The organism is Clostridium sp. MCC328, from assembly GCF_018785465.1.
GTDB classification, from domain to species: Bacteria; Bacillota; Clostridia; order Lachnospirales; family Lachnospiraceae; genus Pilosibacter; species Pilosibacter fragilis.
Genome location: NZ_WQPW01000001.1, coordinates 19,454 through 31,143, shown reverse-complemented (window position 1 = coordinate 31,143; position 11,690 = coordinate 19,454). Strand labels below are relative to the sequence as shown.

The window sequence follows — 11,690 nt, the reverse complement described above, 5'->3', positions numbered from 1 at the left end:
CGCCCTGCAGCCTGACGGCCTCATTTTCTATCCCGCCGCACATTACCGCCGCCCGCCGCGTTTTTACCTTTTCTATTTCTTACTACGTTTTATTCCCATTTCCACACATCTATGCTATAATAAACACTGTGTCTGCCCATGGCAGCTTTTATTTGCACAAGCAGAAAGCCAAAGTCCGCGCCGGAGCAGGACCTTGGCATTTTCTTTCAAAGGAGATGATTCTTGTGCCGGGATTTACGACCCACTACCTGTTCGGTGTGAAAGCCTACAATGACCTGCCGAACAACTATTTAAAACATGTGATATCCAAATACCGCTGGCTCTACCAGCTTGGTCTCCAGGGACCTGATATCTTCTTTTATAATGTCCCGATCCTCCGTCACAGGGACTACCGCAACGTCGGCTCCCATATGCATGAGTATCAGGTAAACGACTTTTTTAAGAACAGCCTCTTAGAGCTCACCGAGATCCACTCGAGACAGCAGAAAGAGGAGGCGGCGGCATTCCTCGCAGGATTCATGTGCCACTATATCTCTGATTCGATCTGTCACCCCTTCGTCTACGGGCGGATCAAGTACCGCACCGATAAGAAAAAGACCGAGTGTCATGGACTCCATGCCGCCCTGGAAAACGATATCGACGCGATCCTGCTCTGGAAGTTCAAGCACAAAAAGCCGTCCGAATTCAACCAGACCGCTTCCCTCTGTTTAAACGCCCAGGAGAGCCAGTTTATCTCCAGATATCTCAGCCGGTGCATCAACCGCACCTACTACCAGATCACAGAGAAAAACAACTTTCAGGTCACAGACGGAATGGTTGCCCGGTCGATCTTCGCGATCCGCTTCGGAAGCCGGATCCTGTCCGATCCTGCGGGACATAAGACCCATGTGATCGGCTCCCTGGAATCAATCTTCCTAAAGCATCCGATCGCTTCTAAAAAGCTTGTGACGGATAAGCTTTCCGCCCAGGTCCGCGATATCCTGAACCTGGACCATGAGGTCTGGACGAATCCATGGGATAATTCCATCGCCTCGACGACGTCATTCCCCGATCTGTACCATCAGACCTTGAAGAAATGCAATGCAGTCTACTATTACCTCAATGCGTTCCTGATCGCGAATGTCTCATCCGGGCCGCCGGATATGTCCGCGCTGTTGGCGGAGCTTGGAAACTATTCCTACCACAGCGGACTTGATGTGGGATGACCTGCATCATCTGATGCCAGACACGGATTCTGGGAGGCTTCGCTTTCCGGGGCATGCCGCTTAAAACGGATGATTTCTGCCCTGTGCTGCAGAATTATCATATACTATCATAGCTGTTTCACTTTTTAAACAGCTGCCATCTATCAACTTCCGCTCTGTCTGTATGAGAGACAGCCGGATCCATTCCGTCAGATTTCACTACGGGGACAGGCAGACGGCAGAAATGGAAAAGGAGAATTACATTATGAAACCATTGATCTTACTGACCGGAGGAACCGGCGCAGCAGCCAACGGAACACCGACATGGGCATTAAACCAGAACTATGCTGAGAATATCCGCCGCGCAGGCGGCATCCCGATCCTTGCAGTCAACAACGACTGTGCTGAGGAGTACGCGGATCTCGCTGACGGACTTCTCTTAAGCGGCGGTAAAGACGTTGAACCAAAGCTCTACGGTCAGGAAAAGATGTTTGACTTCGTCATCACAGACCCACAGCGCGACGATCTGGAATACAAGATCATCAAGGCCTTCGTTGACCGCAGGAAACCGATCTGGGGCATCTGCCGCGGAATCCAGATCTTAAACGTATACTTCGGCGGTACTCTCACTCAGGATATCCCGACACAGCTCGGCGGTGATCACTCCAAGGGTGTCTGCCATCAGGTGACGCTCAAGAAAGATTCCATCTTAGGAAACCTTTACGGCGGGTCCATGGAAGTAAACAGCTACCACCACCAGGCCCTCGACAAGCTCGGCGAAGGTCTTGAGGCCATCGCATGGGGCGAGTCCAACGGACACACCTTCACAGAGGCTGTGCAGCACGAGACTCTTCCGATCTGGTCCGTACAGTGGCACCCGGAGCGCATGACCGGCCCGGTTACAAACCCGAAGGAATGTGCCGACTCTCTTCCGATGTTTGAGTACTTCGTGAAGCAGTGTGCAAAATAAGCCGCGTCAATAAACGCAGGTCTGAAAATCAAAACTGAATCCATACTATAAACGCCGCATTTATTCTGCCGTTAAGAATAGTGCGGCGTTTGTTACTGTTCAGCAGGTCTGTACAGACCATAAGAAAATATGACAATAAAAAATGGCAGGACGCTTTCTGGATCACATTGAAAAGCATTCTGCCATTATATTGTCTTAATTATTTATTCTGTTAAAATTATTCCAACTAATTACTTGGAAGCCTTTGTCTCGTCAAGCTTCTTCGGTGAATCGTCTGCAACGTCCTCCGGACCTTCTGCAGCAGTCTCGTTGCTCTTGAGGTCGATCTTCTCTCCGGCCTTGTAACTCTTATCTACAAGTGCCTTTCCTCCCTCAGTAACAACTTTTACATCAAGGGAAAACTGGTTCCAGAGTGTTCCGAAGGAATCAGTGCTGGAATTCTCAAGATCCATGCTCTGTGCAGCGATGATATCGTTGAACTGCTTAACCATTGTCACAGCATATTCCATAGCGTCATCGTTTGTTGTGTCGTTCTTTACTGTCCATGTGAGACCGATGTTTAATGCGGACTCATCATAAGTGAACTCCATCTTTACAGACTGCGGGAATGCAGATGTGTCGTTGAACAGTCCGTCGCACTCGCTCTGTGCCTGCTCCCAGTCGTACATCGTCGTCTCTACAGTCTCATCCTCTACAAGGAAGTTCTGATCTCTCGGAAGTGTCTCATCGTCATCCGTCTCCATTTTTGCCGGATCCACTTCTTCACTTCCAGATACCGGTGCATCTGTTGAAATGCTGCTCTTTGTACATCCGCCAAGGGCAAGAACTACTAAAGACAGCACAGCCATTCTCTTTAATAATTTCATGATAAAATTCCTCCTCTGAATTCAACGGATCTCCCATTATGCTAAATAGATTTTTCCGGGAAATCGGCATACTCACGTATTATATACGATTCCCTTTTATTTTTGAAGTCCTTTTCTCAAATTTACACAAATAATTCATGATTTTGTAATGTTTTTCCAGTGGTTCCGGTGGGAGTCCGCCGATCACAGCTGAAAAAGTTCCTGCCAGGATCATTTTCCATGCATAGAACCTACCGGGCATCCTGTCCATCTGTATCTTTGCTTCATTTTTTTTTGATATTAGCAGTATCTTTCACGATATACACCGGCCTGTCCTTGATCTCCGCAAACAGGATCGCGATATACTCGCCGATGATCCCCACGATCACAAACAACACGGAAAACATAAACGAGATCAGTACCACGATGGTCGCATAGCCGTTCGGCGCCCCATAAATTTTCCAGGTATAGACCGTATAGATCACCATGATCAGTCCGAAAAGCGCTGTGATCACACCGGAATAGATTCCAAGCTTTAACGGCAGATCAGAAAAGCACAGGATCGTGTTGATGGAAAACTTGAACAGACTCTTTAAGCTGTACTTGCTCTCCCCTGCAAAACGCGGTCTCGCCTCGTACTCGATGGTGGTCTTCTCAAAACCGATGCTCTGGACATAGCCCCGCAGGAAGCGGACCTTCTCCCGGTAGTTGTTCCTGAGAACTTCCGCCGCGTTTTTGCTCACCGCAAAAAAGTCCGAGGCGTTGGCCTCAAACTTCACATCGGAGAGATGGTTGATCAGCTTGTAGAACGCCGCGGATGTGACATTCTTCACCAGCCCAGCCGTCTTATTCCTCGTGCGGACCATGCTGATCACTTCATATCCCTCGTCAAATTTTTCCACGATCTCCGGCAGGCACTCCGGCGGATGCTGCAGGTCCGCGTCCATGCAGACGATACCGTCACCGCCCGCATAGTCCAGCCCTGCGATCATCGCCGCCTCATGCCCGAAGTTCCTGGAAAAATTGACGATCTTCACTTTTTCGTCCGACGCCGCGAACTCCTTTAGGATCGAAAGGGACTGATCCCTGCTGCCGTCGTTCACGAACAGGAACTCATAGTCCCAGTTTCCCGGCAGCCTTTTCAGGATCTTCCCTGCCTCTGCATAGAATTCTCTTAGCGCCAGCTCCTCGTTGTATACCGATACAACGACCGAAAGCAGTTTAGTCATAAATTTTGATCTCCATATCGGAATGTTCCGGAATCTGTTTTTCCTTCGGCGGAAGCTTCATGTAGTCGCCGTAAAGCTGCGTCAGAAGCTCATCCCAGCCGGCCGGAGCGTAGAACCTTGTGTCCTCAAAAGGCATCTCAACGACCTCATCGTCCCACTCTCTCTTCATCTCCACATAGAACCAGTTCGGCGCGTAACCCGTGTAGAAATATAACGGGCGCTCTTTCCTGCTGTCCATATGGCACAGGGCATTCCACAGCTTCCAGATCACCGGGAATGGGATCAGCTTTCCGATGGTCGCGAGAACTGCCACAAAAAGCTTCATAACGCCCTTGTAATCGCTGTAATCGATCTCATACCGGTGTCCCAGGGCAAAGCCGTAGAGAACGCAGTGGGAGAGCTTTGTGAGCTTCTTCGCGAGCTTTCCCTCCGGAAGTCCGTCCACGATGAACAGGTCCACGTTCAGGCGGCTGATCTTATCGTCATAGAACTCCATCTTTCCGGAGTCCTCGAACTTCTGGCTCTTATTGTATGTCACACGGGAGATAAAGTCGTAGAACGCCTTTCCGCCATGGTACTCGTTCGGCTCCACAAAGGACATGTCCTCCGGCAGCTCCCGTCTTACGACCTTCGCGAACATCTCGTAGTTCTTTCTTGTGAACATGACGTCCACATCGTCATCCCACGGGATAAAGCCGCCGTGGCGCACCGCGCCCAAAAGCGTGCCGGAATCCAGTGCGTACTTGATCTTGTACTTTCTGCAGATCCGGTCGATCTCCTTTAAAAGCTTTAAGTTGACCTCATGGACTTTCGTCAGGTCAAAGGATGTTTCTCCGCTCACTGTAACAGCCCCTCTTTAATCACTTTTGCCATATAGTCGATCTTTTCGTCTGTCATTCCCGGATAAACGCCAACCCAGAAGGTGTCGCTCATGATCCGGTCCGTATTTTCCAGGGTTCCTACTACGCGGTAGCCCTTTTTCTCTGCTCTCATCTCGTCGAAGCACGGATGCTTGATGAGGTTTCCGGCAAACAGCATTCTCGTCTGGATGCCTTTGCTCTCGATGTACTGGACGAGTTTATTTCTGTCAGTTCCCTCTTTACATGTGATCAGGAAGCCAAACCAGCTTGGTCTGGAATTCTCAGCCGGTACCGGAAGGATCAGACGGTCCTCTGTCTCAGCGAGAGCTGCTCTCAGGCGGTCGAAGTTGTGGCGTCTGCGCTCCACGAAGGTCGGGAATTTCTCGATCTGGGCACATCCGATGGCTGCCTGGAGGTCTGTGGCTTTCAGGTTATATCCGAAATGGGAATATACATATTTGTGGTCATAGCCAAGCGGAAGCTCACCGTACTGTTTGTCAAAGCGGTGTCCGCAGAGGTTGTCATGTCCGGACGGGCAGACACAGTCACGGCCCCAGTCGCGGAAGGAACGGATGATCTTGTTTAACAGCGGATTGTCCGTGTAAACGGCTCCGCCCTCACCCATGGTCATGTGGTGCGGCGGATAGAAGCTGGATGTTCCGATATCGCCTACGGTTCCGGTGAATTTCTCCTCACCGTTGATGGTGTATCTGGAGCCTAACGCGTCGCAGTTGTCCTCAACGAGCCACAGGTTATGTTTCTCACAGAATTCCTTCACTGCCTTTAAATCGAACGGGTTTCCGAGTGTATGGGCGATCATGACTGCCTTTGTCTTATCGGAAAGTGCCGCCTCTAACTTTGTGACATCGATATTGTACTGCGGGATCGTCACGTCAACGAACACCGGGACAGCGCCATACTGGATCGCCGGAGTTACGGTGGTCGGGAAACCTGCCGCAACAGTGATGATCTCGTCCCCGCGCTTTACACGACGCTCGCCGAGAAGCGGGGATGTAAGTGTCATGAATGCGATCAGATTTGCGGAGGAACCGGAGTTTACGAGGGCGCAGTAGCGCACATGAAGGTACTCCGCGAGCTTCTTCTCGAACTCATCCGTGTAACGTCCGGATGTAAGCCAGAACTCCAGGGAGCTGTCCACAAGGTTTACCATCTCCCTGCTGTCGTACACACGGGACGCGTACGGAATACGGTCTCCCTCATGGAATTCCTTTTTCTGGTTATGGAATTTATCGGCATATTCGGCTACGAGGTCAAGGATCTCTTTTCTTGCCTCCGCCTCTGTCTTGTTTTCAAACATAACTTTTTCCTTTCCTGATGATACAGCAGACCAATTTCTGAACTCGTTCCTGCTGTATACAATGTTTCATTTGCCGGGAAGTTTCTGCACGCACCTCCAGGTTTCCTGTCTTTTTCAAATAGTGGACTATTTTCTTCTGTTCTACTGGAACATCTCCTTGATCTGTCTGTCCATGACAGCCACAACATCGCCGTTCTTCTCATACTCCTGGCACCACTCAACAGTGAGTCCGATGGCTTCCTTCACGCCATAACGCGGATGCCATCCAAATGTGGTCTTCAACTTGGAGCAGTCGAGTTTTAAGAAGTTTGCCTCGTGAGGACCTCCGTCGCTCTTGTTTTCCCAGGAAAGTCCATTTCCCCAGGCGCTGCAGAACATGTCCACAAGCTCACCCGTGGTCACGCAGTCCTTGTCATCCGGTCCCACGTTGTAGTATCCGGCGTATTTTCCGTCCTCATACTGGGCCTTCGCAACCATGAGATATGCCGCTAACGGCTCCAGCACATGCTGGTACGGGCGGGTAGAATGCGGATTGCGGACAACGATCGGCTTTTTCGCCATCGCCGCGCGGACGCAGTCCGGAACGATACGGTCATTCGCAAAGTCGCCGCCGCCGATGACATTTCCCGCACGGCAGGTTGAGATCGCGCAGTGTCCGTCCGCAAAGAAGGACTTCCTGTAGCTGTGTGTCACAAGCTCGGAACATGATTTGCTGTTGGAATACGGATCATAGCCGTCCAGGCGGTCCACCTCGCGGTAGCCGTACTCCCACTCCCTGTTCTCGTAGACCTTATCCGTCGTCACGTTTAAGAAGGACTTCACGCACGGATTCAGGCGGACACACTCTAAAATATTGACGGTGCCAATGACGTTCGTCTCGTAGGTGTAGACCGGATCCTTATAGGAGTCCCGCACGATAGGCTGTGCCGCCAGATGTAAGACAATCTCCGGTTTTGTATCCTCGAATACCTGCTTTAAATGGGCGAGGTCCCTGATGTCACCGATGACAGAATTCATCTTACCCTCAAGACCTGCCATGTTGAACAGTGCCGGGTCTGTCGGCGGGTTTAAGGAATATCCTGTGACCTCCGCCCCCGCGTTTACAAGGATCCTGGAAAGCCAGGTTCCCTTAAAGCCGGTATGTCCGGTTACGAGGACCTTCTTTCCTTTATAAAAGTTAAATACTTCTTCCAAATTCATTTTCGTATCTCCATTTACGGATTTTTGCTCTCCGCGCAGCCGTTTTCTGCGATCCTCACAGCGGCTTCCGGAAAGCAGGCGTGTGAACCTATTCCCAGATCTTCCACGGCGCGTTTCCTGACTGCCACATCGCCTCTAACTGCTGTTTCTCGCGCTGGGTATCCATGCACTTCCAGAATCCCTCGTGGCGGTATGCCATGAGCTCGCCGTCCTTTGCGAGGTTTCTTAACGGTGCCTGCTCGAATACGGTGGAATCGCCCTCAATGTAGTCGAATACGCCCGGATTTAATACCATGTAACCGCCGTTGATCAGGCTGCCGTCATCGTCATTCTTCTCGCGGAAGGAATTGATCTTTCCGTTATCCTCGAGGTCGAGGACACCGAAGCGCTGTCCGATATTGACTGCCGTGATGGTTGCGAGCTTTCCATGGCTTCTGTGGAACTCTTCCAGTGCCTTTAAGTCGATGTTTGCGAGACCGTCGCCGTAGGTCAGCATAAACGGCTCATTTCCCACATAATCTTTGATCCTCTTTACGCGTCCGCCGGTCATGGTGTTGAGTCCTGTGTCGATCAGAGTCACCTTCCACGGCTCCGCATAGTTGTTGTGGACCTTCATGCTGTTGTTCGCAAGATCGAAGGTCACATCAGATGTGTGAAGGAAGTAATCCGCAAAGAACTCCTTTACCACATACTGTTTGTATCCCAGACAGATAATAAATTCGTTATACCCGAACTGGGAATAATATTTCATGATATGCCACATGATCGGCTTCTCACCGATCTCGATCATCGGCTTTGGTTTTAAATGACTCTCCTCGCTGATCCTTGTTCCGAATCCTCCTGCCAGGATTACTACTTTCATAGGTTTACCTCCATATATTCCAACCGTTTTCTTTGAGGACCGTAAGTGCTTCCCGGCATCCCGGTTTGTGATACTCCAGCGCGTCCTCCAGTGTTTTGTCTGACTCGTTTTCAAAATTTAATAAGATCTGTTTTACTTCGTCCCGGTTATGTTCTTTCCGGTACTTTCCGAAGCGGAATTCCTCCGCCGTCGTCATCACGTTTCCGATGAGGAACATGGCGGCGAGGGCGATCGATAATCTCTTTACCAGCTTTGGCAAAGGATCCTTTTCAGTCCTGCTGATATGCTGTGCCACTTTCGGCTCTGTGCCTCTGCTTTCCCTGCATTCTTCCTTTTTACAGAATCCGCACTTCGCAGCCAGAGCGAACGTAAGAAAGATTCCGATCACACCGATCTGATACTGCAGCGCATACCGGGAACTCATCCCATACTTGTCATTCGGCATAAAGATGTACCGGCTCACAAGCACCATCAGGTGGTTCATACCACCGCCTGCCAGGAGCATCAGCGGCAGGATCGTCTGTTTCTCGATCCGGTAATAAAAATTCATCCACAGCGCAAAGAAATACGCAAACAGGACGATCACGCCGACCGCGCACCAGACCTTCCCCGGAATCCCTGCAAAGCTCCTGTCAATCAATTCTACTCCAAAAACCATGGAAGCAAAAGACTTAAGAAGAAATTTAATAAAAAATTTTGGATCCTGTCGGAAAGCCGTTAAGAGCGGCACATTTACCGCCCCCGAATACTCGTAAACCGCCTGGGAGTTGCTCCAGAGGTAAATGAGAAACGGAATGACTGCCACTGCGATCAGGGCGATCACGCGGGCGGTTCCGATTCCGGCAAGATCATCTGAAATTACACCGATCACGCCAGCGTTTTCCCTGCCTTTGCCCGATACGTTTTTCCTATCCGTGCTGCTTAAATTCTGTCTGTCGGCCTTTGCCTGATATTTTCCAGATAAACTCTTTGCAATTACAATATCGCGCACGTAAATAAACAGGTACGCCATCACGATCGTCACCGTGTAGATCGCGCAGTACGGTCCCGCCGCCCCTATGGTGATCACAAACGGCAGTACAAAGAGAAGTACAAGCTCCGATTTCTTCGCGTTTCGGAATCCCTTTTCGTACACCTGATCCAGCAGGGCATAATTCCAGAAAAACAATCCGAATGCCAGGAAATGCGCCCATCCGGTTCCGTTGTACAGCATCTCCCACTTATTAAGGCTGAACATGACGATCATCATCGCCGCGTACCAGACCGGGCAGAGTTCCTTTTTCCTGCTGTACCGGCCGATGACCAGGGCGGATAGTCCAAATCCGAGGATGCCCATGATCCGGTCCACAGTGACGCTGTATCCAAAGATCATGACATTCAGTCCGCGCTCTAAGAAGTTCACCGGAATTCTTGTGAGCAGATCCGCCACAAAAAACTTATCCGGGTTCCACACGTCCGGCAGATAGGAATTGATGAGCCGGATATAATCGGAATACACCATGTCAATGGCGGAGCGCCTGATATATGCCAGATAAAAAATCATCCCCAGAACTGGAAGTCCGATATAGACATAGCTTTTCTTATTCTTCATGATCTCCTCCGCCTGCTGCGGTTCTTCCTACGTTATTTCCTGCATGTTCCGCTGCCGGTCTTCTTTTCGGTCTGCGGAGGCGTCTCGCTGTCGGATCTGCTGCGCCTTCATTCTGTGTCTGCCTTGCTGCAATGTTCCCCTGCGTCCGCTTTTCCGCTTCTCCACTCTTCCGCTTCAATTGCGGTGCTGTGTTCTTCTTTGACTTTTCTGACTTCACTGTCTCTTTCTTATCAGTTCCCGCTGTCCATCCGCCGGTTGGCTGACTGAGTGTCACGATCCTCATGGAAGTCTGGGGCTGTACCTGGCGCGGTTGGCAATCTGTCTCTTTCCCATGACACACAGTGCGTTTTTCTGTCGGCTTTACCGTTTTTTCTGTCGGCTCTGCTATTTTTTCTGTCGGCTTTGCTGCCTTACTCTGCGGTGCAGTCTCGCGAACCATTCCTGCTGCCTCAGCCTGCTCTCTGGCCGCTTTCGCGCGCTTTCTTCTCTGACGCCTCTTTGCGGAAGAACTCAGCTTCTCCGGCTGGGCATTCTCTGCGGTCTTCTCTACAATCTTTACTTCCCTGCTCTGCTGGGCTTTATTGACCGCTGTTTTTACTTCTCTCTTCTGCTGAGTTCTCTCCGACGTCTCATTCTTTCCAGCTGACTTCCCATTGCTTTCGTTCTGCGGCTTTCTCAATGTCTGCTTATTCTCAGTGCTTTTCTGTTCCGCCGTTTTCTTTCCCTCAGTCTTCTGAACCACTCTCTGATTGCCGCTTACCTTTGCGTCCTGCCTCGCGTTCCCGCCACTGGTCTGCTTTCCGCCTTCACGCTTCCGGGCATGTCCCTGTCCGCTGTTCTTCGCCTGGCTTTTTCCTGCCTGACTCTGTCCTCCACTCTTTGACTGCCCCTGTCCGCGTCCTTTCATCTGTGCCCCGGACGTCTTCTTCACGCTCGCCCCATGGCACCCCGTCTGGCTCTTTTTAACCGCCGGTCCTCTCTGTTTCCGCCGGTTTGCATGGTGGTCAGCGACGATCCGCAGAACATCTTCCATATAATTGTACTGATTCCAGGCATCTTCCTTAGAAACATAGTTCTCATGAACCGCCTTGTTTCCGATCACGCGGATCTCGTTCAGTTCCCACTTTCCGACCCGGTCCAGATACCCATTCTCGTCGAGCCACCATCCAAACTGCTGGAATGTCATGACTCTCTGGCGTTTTCTCCCGTTCATCCGGTAAGTTTCGCGCTGTCCTCTTCCATCCGGACCGCTCTTGGCGTTCGCCATCGCCTGGGCAGAATTGTCGAGCTCGATCCCATTAAATTCCGCCACCAGCTTCAGAAACAGTTCCAGATTCTGGCGGCCCTTTACCATAGCCGCATTATACTCCCCGCGCCGCAGCCATTGCTTTTCCTTCTTGAGTTCCCGCTTTACGGGAGCAAGATGGGCAGTCATGTCCCTCTTCCTCAGGAAATACCCGAGTACAAGGAACAGGACCACAGCAACGGCAAAGCCCGCGCACATTGGAGCCCACTGCTGTCCATTCATTCTTCTGATTCTCCTTTTTTACTGTCGCAGCCTTCTCCGGCTGCCCTTTTGCAGAAAATTTCATTCCTGCGTTTTCCCGGCGGTCCGCAAAAATTTCTGCGGA

The 11,690-nt window shown here is 50.8% G+C and carries 10 protein-coding genes; 2 read left to right on the top strand and 8 right to left on the bottom strand.

The genetic code is table 11. The annotated features are described in order from the left end of the window. Nucleotides 1-215 precede the first annotated feature (215 nt). Complete coding sequence (locus tag GPK83_RS00140; RefSeq protein WP_252196178.1) at nt 216-1,205, top strand: zinc dependent phospholipase C family protein; 990 nt, start codon at nt 216-218, stop codon at nt 1,203-1,205. Between the two features lie 244 nt (nt 1,206-1,449). Beyond that, nucleotides 1,450-2,154, top strand: coding sequence for a gamma-glutamyl-gamma-aminobutyrate hydrolase family protein (locus GPK83_RS00135; RefSeq protein ID WP_015553111.1), 705 nt, complete (start codon nt 1,450-1,452; stop codon nt 2,152-2,154). Between the two features lie 230 nt (nt 2,155-2,384). On the opposite strand, the gene GPK83_RS00130 is transcribed toward GPK83_RS00135, so the two are convergent. From GPK83_RS00130 to GPK83_RS00095, 8 genes are all read right to left on the bottom strand, one after another. Continuing rightward, entirely contained in the window at nt 2,385-3,020 is a 636-nt protein-coding gene (locus GPK83_RS00130; RefSeq protein ID WP_015553110.1) for a hypothetical protein, read from the bottom strand. A gap of 263 nt (nt 3,021-3,283) precedes the next feature. Beyond that, complete coding sequence (locus GPK83_RS00125; RefSeq protein ID WP_215703690.1) at nt 3,284-4,228, bottom strand: glycosyltransferase family 2 protein; 945 nt, start codon at nt 4,226-4,228, stop codon at nt 3,284-3,286. Then, nucleotides 4,221-5,069, bottom strand: coding sequence for a LicD family protein (locus tag GPK83_RS00120; RefSeq protein WP_215703689.1), 849 nt, complete (start codon nt 5,067-5,069; stop codon nt 4,221-4,223). The genes GPK83_RS00125 and GPK83_RS00120 overlap by 8 nt, the downstream gene beginning before the upstream one ends. Then, nucleotides 5,066-6,406 carry a lipopolysaccharide biosynthesis protein RfbH gene (gene rfbH, locus GPK83_RS00115; RefSeq protein WP_215703688.1) on the bottom strand — a complete coding sequence of 447 codons (1,341 nt, stop codon included), beginning with the start codon at nt 6,404-6,406 and terminating at the stop codon, nt 5,066-5,068. Before rfbH ends, GPK83_RS00120 begins: the two co-directional genes overlap by 4 nt. A gap of 141 nt (nt 6,407-6,547) precedes the next feature. Further along, nucleotides 6,548-7,606 carry a CDP-glucose 4,6-dehydratase gene (rfbG, locus tag GPK83_RS00110; RefSeq protein ID WP_117469085.1) on the bottom strand — a complete coding sequence of 353 codons (1,059 nt, stop codon included), beginning with the start codon at nt 7,604-7,606 and terminating at the stop codon, nt 6,548-6,550. Nucleotides 7,607-7,694: 88 nt separating this feature from the next. After that, on the bottom strand, nt 7,695-8,468 hold the full coding sequence (gene rfbF, locus GPK83_RS00105) for a glucose-1-phosphate cytidylyltransferase (RefSeq protein WP_015553106.1): 774 nt from the start codon (nt 8,466-8,468) through the stop codon (nt 7,695-7,697). A 4-nt stretch (nt 8,469-8,472) separates the two neighbouring features. After that, nucleotides 8,473-10,059, bottom strand: coding sequence for a hypothetical protein (locus tag GPK83_RS00100; protein WP_215703687.1), 1,587 nt, complete (start codon nt 10,057-10,059; stop codon nt 8,473-8,475). Then, a complete protein-coding gene (locus GPK83_RS00095) occupies nt 10,049-11,587 on the bottom strand; it encodes a hypothetical protein (protein ID WP_215703686.1) in 1,539 nt (512 codons plus the stop codon). Before GPK83_RS00095 ends, GPK83_RS00100 begins: the two co-directional genes overlap by 11 nt. Between the last annotated feature and the right edge of the window lie 103 nt (nt 11,588-11,690).